Annotated in this window: 12 protein-coding genes; 7 read left to right on the top strand and 5 right to left on the bottom strand. The window is 59.6% G+C overall.

All coding sequences use genetic code 11. From position 1 onward, the window contains the following. Window positions 1-14: 14 nt before the first annotated feature. Window positions 15-1,193, top strand: a complete 1,179-nt coding sequence (locus ACI5FR_RS09335) for an NAD(P)/FAD-dependent oxidoreductase (protein ID WP_405453461.1) — start codon at window positions 15-17, stop codon at window positions 1,191-1,193. 51 nt (window positions 1,194-1,244) lie between these two features. Here ACI5FR_RS09335 and ACI5FR_RS09330 read toward each other — a convergent pair whose 3' ends face one another. Both ACI5FR_RS09330 and solA read right to left on the bottom strand, forming a co-directional pair. Continuing rightward, window positions 1,245-1,826, bottom strand: a complete 582-nt coding sequence (locus ACI5FR_RS09330) for a Uma2 family endonuclease (RefSeq protein WP_405453458.1) — start codon at window positions 1,824-1,826, stop codon at window positions 1,245-1,247. A gap of 63 nt (window positions 1,827-1,889) precedes the next feature. After that, window positions 1,890-3,047, bottom strand: a complete 1,158-nt coding sequence (gene solA / locus ACI5FR_RS09325; RefSeq protein WP_405453456.1) for an N-methyl-L-tryptophan oxidase — start codon at window positions 3,045-3,047, stop codon at window positions 1,890-1,892. A gap of 98 nt (window positions 3,048-3,145) precedes the next feature. Between solA and ACI5FR_RS09320 the strand changes: the two genes are divergently transcribed. Continuing rightward, window positions 3,146-3,595, top strand: a complete 450-nt coding sequence (locus ACI5FR_RS09320; protein ID WP_405453453.1) for a beta-class carbonic anhydrase — start codon at window positions 3,146-3,148, stop codon at window positions 3,593-3,595. 77 nt (window positions 3,596-3,672) lie between these two features. Here the strand turns inward: ACI5FR_RS09320 and ACI5FR_RS09315 are convergent, their stop codons facing one another. The 3 genes from ACI5FR_RS09315 to ACI5FR_RS09305 all read right to left on the bottom strand — a co-directional run bounded on the left by ACI5FR_RS09315 (window position 3,673) and on the right by ACI5FR_RS09305 (window position 6,687). After that, window positions 3,673-3,894 (bottom strand): CsbD family protein, encoded by a 222-nt coding sequence (locus ACI5FR_RS09315; protein WP_405453450.1) that lies wholly within the window; start codon window positions 3,892-3,894, stop codon window positions 3,673-3,675. Between the two features lie 608 nt (window positions 3,895-4,502). Beyond that, window positions 4,503-5,417 (bottom strand): aldo/keto reductase, encoded by a 915-nt coding sequence (locus tag ACI5FR_RS09310; protein WP_405453447.1) that lies wholly within the window; start codon window positions 5,415-5,417, stop codon window positions 4,503-4,505. 106 nt (window positions 5,418-5,523) lie between these two features. Beyond that, on the bottom strand, window positions 5,524-6,687 hold the full coding sequence (locus ACI5FR_RS09305) for a hypothetical protein (RefSeq protein WP_405453444.1): 1,164 nt from the start codon (window positions 6,685-6,687) through the stop codon (window positions 5,524-5,526). On the opposite strand from ACI5FR_RS09305, the gene ACI5FR_RS09300 reads away from it, so the two are divergent. The 5 genes from ACI5FR_RS09300 (at window position 6,653) to ACI5FR_RS09280 (ending at window position 13,587) form a co-directional block, all read left to right on the top strand. Further along, window positions 6,653-8,437 (top strand): cache domain-containing sensor histidine kinase, encoded by a 1,785-nt coding sequence (locus ACI5FR_RS09300; RefSeq protein ID WP_405453441.1) that lies wholly within the window; start codon window positions 6,653-6,655, stop codon window positions 8,435-8,437. The two genes, ACI5FR_RS09305 and ACI5FR_RS09300, sit on opposite strands and share 35 nt — an antisense overlap. Next, window positions 8,409-10,025: a response regulator transcription factor gene (locus tag ACI5FR_RS09295; protein WP_405453438.1), complete on the top strand. Its 1,617-nt coding sequence runs from the start codon at window positions 8,409-8,411 to the stop codon at window positions 10,023-10,025. The genes ACI5FR_RS09300 and ACI5FR_RS09295 overlap by 29 nt, the downstream gene beginning before the upstream one ends. Window positions 10,026-10,152: 127 nt before the next feature. Beyond that, complete coding sequence (locus ACI5FR_RS09290) at window positions 10,153-11,520, top strand: ABC transporter substrate-binding protein (RefSeq protein WP_405453435.1); 1,368 nt, start codon at window positions 10,153-10,155, stop codon at window positions 11,518-11,520. Window positions 11,521-11,751: 231 nt separating this feature from the next. Continuing rightward, complete coding sequence (locus ACI5FR_RS09285; RefSeq protein WP_405453433.1) at window positions 11,752-12,654, top strand: carbohydrate ABC transporter permease; 903 nt, start codon at window positions 11,752-11,754, stop codon at window positions 12,652-12,654. A gap of 30 nt (window positions 12,655-12,684) precedes the next feature. After that, window positions 12,685-13,587, top strand: coding sequence for a carbohydrate ABC transporter permease (locus ACI5FR_RS09280; RefSeq protein ID WP_405453430.1), 903 nt, complete (start codon window positions 12,685-12,687; stop codon window positions 13,585-13,587). Window positions 13,588-13,648 lie beyond the last annotated feature (61 nt).

Here is a 13,648-nt window from a genome sequence, read left to right as displayed (position 1 = left end):
TAGGAGGATAAACCATGAAAAAACAAATCGTGATCTTGGGCGCAGGGTATGGCGGCTTGCTGAGCGCTTTGTCCGCCCGTGCGAACCTTTCTGTTGAAGAAGCCGACATTACCGTCATCAACCGCGTACCGAGCCATCAGATCATTACCGAGCTGCACCGCTTGGCCGCCGGCAACGTGCATGAGAAGGCCGTGGCTCTGCCGCTCGAGAAGCTGCTGAAGGGCAAAGGCGTCCAAATCAAAGTAGGCAACGTGCAAGCGATCGATATCGAGAACCGTAAAATCGTCGTGGAAGACGGCGACTACTTCCGCTACGATGCGCTCGTGCTGGCGCTGGGCAGCGAGACGAACTACTTCGGCATTCCGGGGCTGCAAGAGAACAGCTTGACCTTGAAGTCCGTCACGGACGCTAACCGCGTGTTCAACCACGTGAAGGAGCGCGTTGTGGCTTACAGCAAGTCCAAAAACAAGGCGGACGCCACGTTCGTCATCGGCGGCGGCGGCTTGACCGGCGTAGAGCTGGTCGGCGAACTGGCGGACGAGCTGCCGGGCATCTGCCGTCAATATGGCGTAGACTTCGGCGACATCTCGCTGTATCTGGTTGAAGCTATGCCGACGATCCTGCCGATCTTCTCGCCGGACCTGATCGAGCGCGCGGTGACGAGCCTCGAGAAGCGCGGCGTGGAGTTCCTGACGGGACTTGCTATTACCGAAGTGAACGGGTCGACGGTCAGCCTGAAGGACGGCCGTACGATCGAGACGAACACCCTCGTCTGGACCGGCGGCGTCCAAGGGCACTCGCTCGTCGCGAACTGCGGCATTGAAGTGAACCGCGGCCGCGCCAGCGTGAACGAGTACCTGCAATCCGTGTCGCATCCGGAAGTGTTCCTGGCCGGCGATTGCGCCGTCGTCTTCGGACCGGAAGGCCGCCCCTACCCGCCAACGGCACAGCTGGCTTGGCAAATGGGCGAGCTCGTCGGCGGCAACATCGCGGCCTGGTTCCGCGAGGCGAAGATGGACGCGTTCAGCCCGGTGTTCTCCGGTACGCTCGCGAGCCTCGGCCGCAAGGACGGTATCGGCACGATCGGCGAGTCCGGCATCAAGCTGAAGGGCACGCCGGCTTCGCTGATGAAGAAAGCGAGCAATGCGCGTTACTTGTCGCACATCGAGGGCTTGTTCTCGCTTGCGTATTAAGTGTTGGATGCAGAACCGCCCCGGCAGATAGCTGCCGGGACGGTTTTTTTGTTACACAATCTTGAGCGCATCCTTCACGACGAAGCTGACGCAGGGCAAGCGGTCCGAGGTTACGGTATCGTCGGCCTCGAATACGTTCAGGAGCTCGTAGGGCTGACCGGGTACCTTTGCCACGTACTGTTCGATCGTCTGGTGTTCGTAATCGGCGATCCAATACTCCGGCACTCCGAACCGGGCATACGAGTCGCGCTTCATGATCCGGTCCCGCTTGACGCTGTTAGGGGAGAGCAGCTCCACGACCAGGTCGGGCGGACCGTAGATGCCGTTCTTGCGAATGATCGCCTCCCGGCTGCGATGCACCATCAACAAGTCGGGTTGACGGGTTTCCCTCTCTGACAAAATCACATCGATGGGAGAGAGAATCATGATGTACTGCGATTCGCATGTATCCGACAAAATGTGGTCGAACCTGCGAATAATCCGTTGATGATCCGTATTCGGCGAGGGCTTCATCTCGAGTACCCCGTCCACAATCTCATATTGATTGCCGTCTTCGGGCAAGTTCATATAGTCGTCTACCGTCCAACCATTCTCCTTAACCATTGGAAAGTCGGGCTTGCGCTTGTACTCCATGGTTCACGCCTCCTCGCGAGTGGCTTCCTGCTATAAATTGTACCATAGGGCTGTGTGGGCCTGCTATCGAAATCGCCGCAGCGAGAAGAACGACAGGTCCTCCCGCGTGCGCCCGGTCGTGATCCACTCGCACATGAGCGCGCCGATCGCGGGCGCGAACTTGAAGCCATGGCCGGAGAACCCGACGGCCATGTACACATGCTCGTGCTCGGGCTGCCGATCGAGCACGAAATGCTCGTCCGGTGTGCGCTCGTAGCAGCACACCGCCCCGCGCAGCCGCGCCCCCGCGGCTCCGGGCAGGCGGGCGCGCAGGAACGCGCGCAGCTCGGCCTCGTCGGCGGGCTCGGCGCCGAACGGAGCGAGCGGCTCTCCGGGCGCGCCTGCCGTGCCGCCGTCATGGCGGCCGACCTTCACGCCGCTGCCCGCGATGGACGGGAAGCCGTAGAATTCGCCCTCCGGCCCTTCGTAATTGAAGGCCGGGAACCGCTCGGCGGCGAAGCGCCGCTCGTTGGCCCGGAACCAGGCGACGGCTTTGCGCACCTTCGCCACAGGCAGGGCGACGCCGGGCAGCAGCCCCGCGCAGTCCGCGCCCGCCGTCAGGAGCAGCCGATCGGCGCGATACACGCCGCCGGCGGCCTGCACGACGACGGGCGCATCGGCGCGCGCGGTGCCGGAAGCGCCGGAGGCGAGCGCGATCTCGCGCACCGGCGCGTGCGTGAGCGTCGCCGCGCCGTGGCGCTCCGCGAGTGCGCGGAAGGCGCAGACGCACGCCTCGCTCGCGAGGACGCCGCCTTGCCGCTCGTAGAGCCCGCCGTAGTGGTCCGGCAGGCTCAAACCGGGCCAAGCGCGGCGGAGCTCCTCCGCATCCAGGGCGGCGACGTCGAGCCCGAAGCGCTGGGCGCTCGCGAGCTTGCCCCGGTACGCGGCGGAGTCGGCTGGGTACATGTTCAGCACACCCGTCCGCGTCAGGAGCGGGATGCCGCTCTCCGCTTCGAGTGTCTGCCAGCCTTGGTCGGCCTGCAGCGCGAGCCGCACGTAGACCGGTTCGGCGCTGTAGGCGTGGCGGAACAAGCGCGTGTCGCCATGATGGCTGCCGTACATATGCGGTGGATCATACGCGTCGATCAGGAGGACGCGTTGGCCCGCCAGTGCAAGGTAGTAACCTGCGGCCGAGCCCATAATGCCGGCGCCGACGACTATGGTATCGTAATGGTGGCGCATAACCGAGGAATCCTCTCGCGAAAGGGATGATAGCCCTAGTGTACCATGAAACAAGACGGGGAGCCGACCTTTGCCATCGTGGCGGGCAGAGTGCTAGAATGGACACCCGGCTCGTCGAGCTGTTGCCTAAGGCGCTAGGTCTCAAGAACGGGGACGCGAAGTTCATCAAAAATGCCGGTGCGATCTTGACCCAGCCCTTCGGAAGCGCGATGCGCAGCATCTTGGTCGCCGTCTATGAGCTGGACGCTCGGGAGGTCATCGTGATCGGCCATCATGGCTGCGGGATGACGGAGATCGATGCCGCCGCGATGAAGGGCAAATTCACCGAGCACGGGATCGACCCGCTCGCAATTGAGACGCTTGAGAATGCCGGCATTCGTATGGAGAAATTCTTCCGCGGATTCGATCGCGCCGAGGACGGCGTCATGCACAGCGTCAAGATGATCCGCAATCATCCTCTGTTCCCGAAGGCGATTCCCGTCCATGGCTTCGTGATGGATCCCGAGACGGGGGAGATTGAAGTGATCGTGGAGGACTACAGGGAGTAAACAACATCCAACATCAAAAACATCCCGCCCTTCCCTCTGAGGAGGAAAGGCGGGATGTCGTTCTATCGCGACAGGTATCAGCGACGGCCGGCGGTCTCCTGGTTCCAGGTGCGGGTCCAGTTGTTGTACTCTTCCTCAGCCTTGTCCTTCGTGTGGCCATAGCGCTCCTGGAGCTTGCCCACCAGCTTCTCGCGCTCTCCGTCGATCACGTCGAGATCGTCGTTGGTCAGCTTGCCCCATTGCTTTTGGGCCTCGCCCTTCAATTGCTTCCACTTGCCCTTCAACACGTTGTTATCCATCGTGAATCCCTCCTGCATCTAGGTAGTGTATGGGACGATCATACTTGTATTTACCCAGCGGGGAGCTTATTTAAACAGAAGGTGGATCGGGGTTCAGAAAGGTCGGCGAGATCTACTAACATTGCCGGTGCAAGTATGATTGGAAGGAATTAGTCGGCGACGGAGGCTGTCGATTCATTGTGGATCGTATAATTTCGAGCGCTTAAGAAGCCCTACAAGTGTAGTTCGATTTTGCCCATTTGGAGTCGGCGCCCAAGGGAAGTCCACGCTATGCAGTTCGATTTGGCCTAACTAAATGGCGATATTCCTGGGTCTGCTTTCTAAAAGTGCGCTCCGATTCGGCGAAATCGAACTAGAGCTCGTCCAAATGATCTCCAGCCTTCTGTAAGTGGGGGAAATCAAACTAGAGCGCGATTGTATCGGTTCGATGAGCCATCCACAATTAATCGACAGCCTCCGAGACCGACTAACTTTGCCGGCGCAAGCGTGATTGGGCAAGAATAAGTTGGTGAGACCCGGTGAGACCGACTAACGGCTGAAATAAGGAAACCAAAAAAGAAGCCGCTGCACGGCATGCAGACGGCTTCTTGCTACGCAATCCCTATACGCTACACGTCCTGCGGATGTCCGCCCGCCACGAGCTCGACGGCGGCGGCGTTAGCCGCGACCTGCTCCGCATCCTTGCAGCCCGGGATCACCGTCGTGACGGCCGGATGCTGCAAGCACCAGGCGAGCGCCCAGCTCGCCATGTTGACGCCCGCGGGCACTTCGTTCGCGCGGATCTCCTCCACCTGGCGCAGCAGCGATTCGCGCTTCGCCGCGTCATGCCGGTGGCGCACGTCGTTGTTCGCGAACTCGGCGCCGGGCTTGTACTTGCCGCTCAGGTACCCGCTCGCGAGCGGCACCCGCGCCAGGACGCCCAGATCCTGCTCGATGCAGGACGGGAATACGTCCGCTTCCGGCACGCGATCGAGCCGGTTGTACACGACCTGGATGGCGCTGGCGCCGTACTCGGTCGCCCGCGACGTCTGATGTACGTTGGCATTGCTGCCGATGGAGATGCCGAGGTGACGGACTTTGCCCGCGGCCACTTGTTTGTCCAGCATCGTCCACAGCTTGTCGTTGTCGAAGCGCTCGTCCGAGCCGGAGTGGAACTGGTACAGGTCGATATACTCCGTCCGGAGCGAGCGGAGGGAGGCGTCCAGCTGCTCCAGCACCTCATCGGCCGACCACCGGTCGGAGCGGTCGAAGTTGTGGTTGAAGTGGTGGCCGAACTTCGTAGCCACGATCCAATCCTCGCGGCGGTGCCGGGCGAGGTAGTCGCCGATGAACCGCTCGGACGTATGGTCCCCGTAGCATTCGGCGGTGTCGATCAGATTGATCCCGAGCTCGTGCGCCTTGTCCAGAATGGCGTCCGCCTCGCTCTGCACGTATGTGCGGCCCCATTCGCCGCCGAATTGCCAAGTGCCGATGCCGACGACCGAGACGTTCAGCCCGGTGCGGCCCAATCTTCTGTACTTCATCATACTCACCCTCCAACACCAGATTTGGATGACTGCCTCCCTTGATTGTATCCCTAGTACAATGCTCAAGCAAGCCGTGCCGGGAGCACGGAAAGAGCAGCTGCGGTCACGCGGTCTTTGGCAGGGAGTCCCCCAATCGACCGAACAACACGTAATCGCCAGGCTCTATCATGCCCTCCGTCTTGAACCGCTCGAAGAGTCCATAAGCTCTCATCTGCCTGAACACAGGATCCTGGTCATACGGAATCAAGCTATACAAGATCGCGAGCTGCAAGGCCTCTTCGGATAAATAAATATTTAAGAGGTTTAAGTAAAAATCGGATTCTTTCTTCTCCAGTCGATAGCGCTGGAGGAGGAGAAGGACGTTGCCAACGTACTTATGCAAGTGCTGGAGCCCGGCATGCTGATACAACGGGCTCCCCTTTAGTAGCGTAATGTAAATGTCTCTAAGCTCTAAGTCATAACGTCGGCCGCGCTCAGGCTCCGCTATAGTGCCTTGCTGGATCAAACGTTCGATCCGATCGGCGACAGCCTCTTTTCTTTTCGGAGTCAAGGCCTTCTCCGCACGCTTCTTCAGCTCATCCAGCAGATTACCGAAAATATGGCCCATGTCGCCCGTGTCCCTGCGATAGTCGAGGACCATCCGGTCATGGAACTCCTGCATTTCATGGAGCAAATGAAACAGCGTGTTCTCGAATCGATCCAATTCGACCGACCTAGTCTGCTGGGCGCTCAGTTCTCGCGCGAGAGCGAGCTCTTCCTTTTGATTGCGGTAGGCTAGGTAAGCCGTCAGAAACGCCGCGAACGTAAAAAAGGGGACAGTAGAGCCAGCCATCCAATCGCCTACGGGTCCGGCATCCTTCAGGGTGTTCTCACCACGTGTGCCTAACCAAAGGGTTAGCAGCGGGCTGATAAACCCGATTGCGACCGAGATATAGATTACGAACAATACCGGAGAATTCGTTTGCTTTCCGGGTTTCTTCCCCCTCGAAAACGTCATAAACGCCCCAAACAGCACCAAAACGGATACATAAAAAACAATAAAATCCACGTCCACCCATCCATTCCGCAATATTGGCCACAAGCCGTTCGAGTCTCCAAAACGCGAGCCCTGTGTTATATTCAACAGGTTTTGCCAAACTCCTACAAGTTTCGAAACATAGACAGCGTTTTCAAAATCCGCTACCATGGAAGCTACTAGATCGACTTTCCCGAAGGGCAGGTGTCGGTGACCGATGGCCAATCCATGGTTCGGATCGCTTCGCGGCAAGATCGTCCTCTCCTTGTTCCTCCTGATTATCGTGCCGGTGCTGTTCATCGTCTACCGGTTCTATTCGTCGTCCCAGCACATTCTCGAAACCCAGCTGTACCACTCGAACCAGACCTCAGTCGAACGGAAGGCGGCCGCCATGAACGAGCTGTCGATCCGCATGCTGAAGGCATCCAATCTCCTTATGAACGACGCCGAGACGCTGAAGTTCCTGAAGGACCCGGCCGACTGGAAAAATGAATACCCAGCTTTTTACAATTACACGACGCTTATGACCAAGCTGAGCTCTTACCGGGACCTGCTGCTGGAGAAAAATGTGTACATTGCCCTCTATGACAACAAAGGGTTCGTTCATACGACATGGGGCGGGACGGCACCGATCCCGAACGCCCAGCTTCAGCGCGAGTCCTGGTACGAACATACGGCCCAATTGGGCGGTTCGCCGGCCTGGATCGTGCCATACTCCCTGCCTGTAGAAGGCGGCGAGCAGCTGCTCGTCATGGCGCGGCTCATCAATACAGAGCGGCAGAACGGCGATGGGCTCATCTGGATCGGCATCCCGGCCGGCGTGTTCTTCTATGCCGACACGGAGCTGAAGCAGCAGGCGGCGGCCGGGACGCACATGCTGTTGCTCGACGGGGACACGTCGCTGTTGGGGGACCCCAAGCTGGCCGAGGAAGCCGCCGCCATAAACCAAGGCAAGTGGACCGACGATTCCGGCATTACCCGTGTCACGTTAGGGAAGGAGCACTATCTCGTGAACGAAGCCACCCTGATCGGGCCAGGGTGGAAGCTGGTGCAGCTCGTCGACAACCAGGCGTTCGGGTCGGCGCTCAGCCAAGCGAAGAACAAGTCATCGCTGCTCGTGCTGCTGTGGTTCCTGTTGTTCGCAATTGCGTTCATCGGCCTCATGTTCCGGTTCACGATGCCGATCAAGCGGCTGGCCCGCTCGATGAACCGCGTCGGCAAGGGCGAGTGGAACACGGAGGTCGCCGTGAAGGGACGCGACGAGATTGCGATCCTGAGCCACAATTTCAACCGGATGGTACGCCAGCTGCAGGAACTGGTCGACCATCTGTCCGAGGAGCAGACGCGCAAGCAGAAGGCGCAGTTCCAGGCGCTGCAGGCGCAGATTAATCCGCATTTTCTGACGAATACGATGAATTCGATCAAGTGGATGGCGATTCTGTCCGGCTCGACCCACGTGAGCGAGATGCTGACGAAGCTGGGCAAGCTGCTCAATTATACGATGCAGCAGCAGGAGGAGCTCGTACGGCTCCGCGACGAGCTAGATTACTTGCAAGTGTACATGGCGCTGCAGGAAATTCGCTACCACGACAACATCGCGGTGACGATGGACATTCCGGAGGAGCTGCTGGACGCCGAGATCGTCCGGTTCACGCTGCAGCCGATCGTCGAGAACAGCATCATCCACGGCAACCGGTTCCCGCTGCACATCTCCATTGCCGCCCGGCTAGAGGGCAAGGAGTGGGTGGTGGAGATCGGCGACAACGGCGTCGGGATGCAGGAGGATACGATCCGCTGGGTGAAGGAGCAGATGAGCCAGCCGCATGCGAAGTTCAGCGGCATCGGCATCCGCAATGTGAACGAGCGGATCAAGCTCGAGTTCGGCGACCGGTACGGCGTATCGCTCGGCAACGGAGAACAGGGCGGCGTGCTCGCGACGGTGCGGCTGCCTTATCGAAGGAGGACGGAGGATCATGAGACTGCGCTTGTTGATTGTGGATGACGAGATTCTCGTCCGGATCGGCCTGAAGACGATCATCCCGATGGGCGGGGACGAATTCGAGGTCGTCGGGGAGGCGGTGAGCGGCAAGGAAGCGCTCGCGATTCTCGAAGAGACGCCCTGCGACATCGTCCTGACCGACATCCGCATGCCGGATATGGACGGCCTGGAGCTCTTGAAGCATATTCACGAGCGGTGGCCGCAGACCAAGACGTTCATTCTGTCGAACCACAGCGATTTCGCCTATGTGCAGACGGCTCTCCGGCTCGGGGCCGCCGAGTATATGATCAAGCTCGAGATCGAGCCGCAGGAGCTCATGCGCAAGCTGCGGGACGTCCGCGACAAGCTGCTCGCGGAGCGGGAGAAGCGGATCGAGGTGTCGCAGCTCGAGTCCAAGGTGAGCCGCTACGGGCGCGAGGTGAAGGAGAAGAGGCTGCGGGAGCTGCTGCTGCGGCCGTCGACCCGCCGGGAGACGGAGGAGTGGCTCGGCGAGTTCGACGTCCCGCCGTTCCAGGCCGGCCTCGTCGTCACGGTCGCGGAGATCCGGACGTACGCCGGCTTGCTCGAGCGCAACCGGTTCCAGAGCGAGCGGCTCCTCCAGTTCACGGTGGCGAACGTGCTCGCCGAGATTCTGAAGAAGTACGGAGGCGGCGAGCTCGCCTCGCTCGACAACGGCCGGTTCGCCATCGTGCAGCGGACGTTCTCGCTCACGATGATCGAGGAGATGGACCGGGCGGTCGGCACGTTCCTGAAGCTGTCGCTTCGTTTCGGCGTCTCGCGGCCGGATCATACGATCTACGGCCTGCACGCCGCCTGCCTCGAAGCGCTCGAGGCGCTCGAGCATCTGTTCTACGGCGGCGGCGAGCTCGAGGGGCGGGTCATGCGGCGCGCGGATGTGCCCGACTACGCTGCCGTCCCGGCGACCGGCGACCAGGCGGTGCACGAGGAGCAGTGGGACCGCCTGATCGAGGCGCAGGACGAAGCCGGCATGCAGCGGCTGCTCCAGTCGTGGACCGCCGCCGTGCTGGCCGCGCCGTCCATCCGCCCCTCCGCGGTGCGGGAGCAATGGATCCAGCTCGCGAACTGCTTCGCCCGCTGCCTGAAGCAAGAGGGGGCGGACATCTACGCCGTGACGCTTCACGACGGCCGCTATCCGTACCATGTCATCCGCCAGGCTGAGACGCTCGAGCACATCCGCGACTGGTTCCACGGCTGGATTCCGGTGTTCCTCGAATACCGACGGCAGCACGGGCGGCACAAGTGGCGCAGCGAGGTGCAGACGGTCGTCCGGCTCGTCCAGGAGCGGCTCCATCTGCCGCTCAAAGTATCGGAGCTTGCGGCGGAGATCGGGTTCACGGAGAATTACCTAAGCATTCTGTTCAAGAAGGAGACGGGCGAGACGCTGACCGACTTCATGACCCGCGTCCGGATGAAGAAGGCCCGGGAGCTGCTCAAGAACCCGGAGACGAAGATTTACGAGGTGTCCGAACAGGTCGGGTACGCGGACCCGAATCATTTCTCCAGAAGCTTTAAACAATTGGAAGGCATGTACCCCACGGAGTTCCGGAAGCTGGCGCTCGGGAAGGCCTAACTGTCAAGATGAAGGAAGATTGTGTCAAGATCATGCTGTGTTCATAGCCGGCCGGATTTCCTACGATTGTAAGTGATCGAGCAATTCTCGAAGATCACCACCACTAGCCAGCAAAGGGGATGGGCCTATGAAAAAAACATGGATCTCTGCCGCAACCGGATTCGTCTTGGCGGCCACAATGGTGCTAAGCGGCTGCAGCAGTTCGACGCAGAACGCATCGAGCACGCCGGGCGGCTCGACGAAGCCGACGGAGAGCGCCAAGCCGGCGGACACGCAGAAGCCGGTCACGATCAAATTCTGGGGCGGCGTCCAGCCGGAGAGCGGTCCCCAGGAGGCCGTAGACAATTGGAACAAAGCGAACCCGAACATCAAGGTCGAATACACGCGTTATGTGAACGACGACGCCGGGAATCTGAAGCTGGAGACGGCGCTCCTCTCGAACTCGGACGCCCCCGACATCTTCATGTCCTACGGCGACGACAAAATTACGAAGCGGGTCCAATCCGGCATGGTGGCGCCGCTCGACGATCTGATCGCGAAGGTCGGCTTCGATGTGGAGGGAATCATCGGGGCCGCGAATATCCGCAAATTCCCGGACGGGAAGTACTACTACTTGCCGGCTAACAAGAACGTGGGCGCGGTGCTGATCAACAAGGCGGCGCTCGACGAGGTGGGCGAGAAAATCCCGACCGCTTGGACTTGGGACGAGTTCGCAGCGCTGGCCAAGAAGCTGAACAAAGGCGAGCGCAAAGGCACGATGCACGATCCGCAGCTCGGCAACTTCGGCATGCAGGTGCTCACGACCGACAAGCCGGCCGATACGGTCATCACGGCCGACGGCACCTCGAACTTCAACTCCCCGGCGCTCAAGAAAGGGCTGGAGCTGCAGAAGAGCCTCGAGGACGCCGGCGTGATGGTCAAATATTCGGAGGCGTTCTCCGGCAAGCTGACGTACCAGAACGAGCTGCTCACCGGCAAGGCGGCCATGGTGTCGGCGGCCATCTACCTCATTCGCTACATCAAGGACACGAAGAGCTTCCCGCATGATTTCCCGATCGCATTCGCGCCGATCCCGCAGTACAAGGCCGGAGGCAACGTCAACGTAGGCGGCGGCATGGGCGACTACATGTCCATCAACAAGAACAGCGCCAACAAGGAAGCGGCGATGAAATTCATCGACTGGTATTTGAAGGAAGGCAACATGTCGATGGTGCCCGGCGGCCGGATCCCGACGAACAAAAAGGCGGATCAGGCGAAGATCGCGCAGCTGCTCATCGGCGATTCCGAGAAGCTGATCGACAAGGCTTCGCTGCAGGCGGTCCTGTCCGGCTCCTATACGTACCCGACGTCCTACAACGTGCCGGCTCCGGTGGAGATCGGGCAGATCTACAAGGAGGAGATGGAGAAGTATCTCCTGAACTCCCAGAACATCGATAAAACGCTGGAGGCGATGAAGTCCCGCGCCGACGCCACGATCAAGAGCGCGAAGAAGTAACGAGTCCGCTATAGATGCCTCTTCCGAGCCCTCGCTCCGTCTACCGAGACGGCGGCGGGGGTTTGCCTTTTGTCGCGGTTGCCGCCGGCCATGGCGGCAGCTACCGTGCAATTCTTTGTCAAGAATCCTACAGAAACCGTCAACCTGCATCCATTCTGGTCTAGCGCGGAGGCTTGCTACAGTAGAAGAATATCGGATTCATTTTAACTTGGACCAAAGGAGCGCGAGCATATGAAACCCCTCTGGCATAACGCGCGCATCAGAGAGCAGATCGCCGGGTATTTGTTCATCCTCCCGAATTTCGCCGGCTACTTGATTTTCGTGTTGTTCCCTATCTTGTTCAGCTTGTACTTGGTGTTCGTGGACTGGGAATATTTGAAGGGGCTCGCAGGCATCCGCTGGGTGGGGCTCGACAACTTCATGGCGCTCGGGGACGACCCGAAATTTTTCAAGGCGCTCAAGAACAATACGGTCTTCACCCTGCTCAGCGTGCCGTCCTCCATGCTCATCGGGCTGCTGCTCGCCATCGTGCTGAACAAGTATGTGTACTTCCGCAATACGCTGCGGACGCTTATTTTTCTCCCGTACATGAGCACTTTGGTCGCCGTCTCCGTCGTCTGGAGCATCCTGTACAATTCGCGCACGGGCCCGATCAATCAATTCCTGAAAAGCATCGGCGTGGACCATCCTCCCGGGTGGCTCTCCAGCCCGAATTCGGCGCTCTATGCCATCATCATTATGTCCGTCTGGGTGACGATCGGGTACGCAATGATCCTGTTCCTCGCCGGGCTGCAAGGGATATCCAAGGAACTGTACGAGGCCGCGGAGATCGACGGCGCTTCCAAGCTGAGGCAGTTGGTGCAGATTACGGTGCCTATGCTCACTCCGACGACGTTCCTCGTCACGATCACGCTGATCATCTGGTCGTTCCAGGTGTTCGGTCCCGTGGCGGTCATGACCCAAGGCGGGCCGATCGACTCCACGATGGTGCTGTCGTATCACATTTATTTGCTGGCCTTCCGGTTTTATAAAATGGGATACGCGGCGGCCGTTTCTTGGGTGCTGTTCGCCATTATTTTCGTCATCACGATGATTCAGTGGCAGGGGCAGAAGCGGTGGCAGCAGCATTTTTAACAGGAAGCTATGGAGAAAGGAGGCGTCCGGATGGACTCGCATAAAACGACTGTTGGGCGGACCGGGGTGCAAGCTTGGCGCATCGGGGGGACCGGACGACGGATGAAGCCGCTCGAGCTGGTGGTGAAGGTGATCGCGACGCTGGTTATCGGGGTTTTCGCCGTGCTGATGATCGTGCCGTATCTTTGGATGATCTCTACGTCGTTCAAGGTCAATGGCGATGTGTTCAAGTATCCGATCGACTGGATCCCGAATACATTTCACTGGGACAATTACAAGAAAGTGTGGACCGGGGCGAACCCCTTCTACGTCTATTACTGGAATTCGATCAAAATCACGGGTATTACGGTGGCGGGCAACCTGTTCACGAGCGCGATGGCGGGGTTCGCTTTTGCCAAGCTGCGGTTCAAGGGGCGCAATGCGCTGTTCCTGCTCTACCTCTCGACGATGATGATCCCGGGTCAGGTGCTGCTCTTGCCGAGGTTTATCCTGTTCGATTGGATGAAGCTGATCAACACGCATTGGGCGCTCATTCTGCCGGGGATGTTTACCGTGTTCGGGACGTTCCTGATGCGGCAGTTCTTCAGCACGCTGCCCGGCGAGCTAATGGAGGCCGCGCGGGTGGACGGGGCGGGCTTCTGGCGCATGTTCTGGCAGATCAGCCTGCCGCTGACGAAGCCGGCGCTTGTGACGCTGCTCATCCTGTCTTTCACCTGGCACTGGACCGAGTATGAGGCGCCTTTGATTTTCTTGCGCGACAAACCGTTGTACACGATTCCGCTCGGGCTGACCAACTACGTGGAGGAGTTCGGGACCGATTATGTGCTGACGATGGCGGCTTCCGTGTCGGCTCTCCTGCCGCTGTTGATCGTAGTGATCGTGTGCCAAAAATGGTTCGTGGAAGGGCTGGCGAGCTCGGGGATTAAGGGGTAGGCGAGAATGGAGCGTTTTGTGCTAGGAATAATTGTTTTGGGGAATGGGTTAAGCGTTGGTG

It is taken from the genome of Paenibacillus sp. HJGM_3, assembly GCF_045062745.1.
GTDB lineage: Bacteria > Bacillota > Bacilli > Paenibacillales > NBRC-103111 > Paenibacillus_AA.
This window is presented reverse-complemented; position numbering and strand designations above follow the sequence as displayed.

Bases quoted from the DNA above. Each gene is read 5' to 3' on its own strand.
- ACI5FR_RS09335 (WP_405453461.1), top strand. From the start codon at position 15: ATGAAAAAACAAATCGTGATCTTGGGCGCAGGGTATGGCGGCTTGCTG.
- ACI5FR_RS09330 (WP_405453458.1), bottom strand. From the start codon at position 1,826: ATGGAGTACAAGCGCAAGCCCGACTTTCCAATGGTTAAGGAGAATGGT.
- solA (WP_405453456.1), bottom strand. From the start codon at position 3,047: ATGCGCCACCATTACGATACCATAGTCGTCGGCGCCGGCATTATGGGC.
- ACI5FR_RS09320 (WP_405453453.1), top strand. From the start codon at position 3,146: ATGGACACCCGGCTCGTCGAGCTGTTGCCTAAGGCGCTAGGTCTCAAG.
- ACI5FR_RS09315 (WP_405453450.1), bottom strand. From the start codon at position 3,894: ATGGATAACAACGTGTTGAAGGGCAAGTGGAAGCAATTGAAGGGCGAG.
- ACI5FR_RS09310 (WP_405453447.1), bottom strand. From the start codon at position 5,417: ATGAAGTACAGAAGATTGGGCCGCACCGGGCTGAACGTCTCGGTCGTC.
- ACI5FR_RS09300 (WP_405453441.1), top strand. From the start codon at position 6,653: ATGGCCAATCCATGGTTCGGATCGCTTCGCGGCAAGATCGTCCTCTCC.
- ACI5FR_RS09295 (WP_405453438.1), top strand. From the start codon at position 8,409: ATGAGACTGCGCTTGTTGATTGTGGATGACGAGATTCTCGTCCGGATC.
- ACI5FR_RS09290 (WP_405453435.1), top strand. From the start codon at position 10,153: ATGAAAAAAACATGGATCTCTGCCGCAACCGGATTCGTCTTGGCGGCC.
- ACI5FR_RS09285 (WP_405453433.1), top strand. From the start codon at position 11,752: ATGAAACCCCTCTGGCATAACGCGCGCATCAGAGAGCAGATCGCCGGG.
- ACI5FR_RS09280 (WP_405453430.1), top strand. From the start codon at position 12,685: ATGGACTCGCATAAAACGACTGTTGGGCGGACCGGGGTGCAAGCTTGG.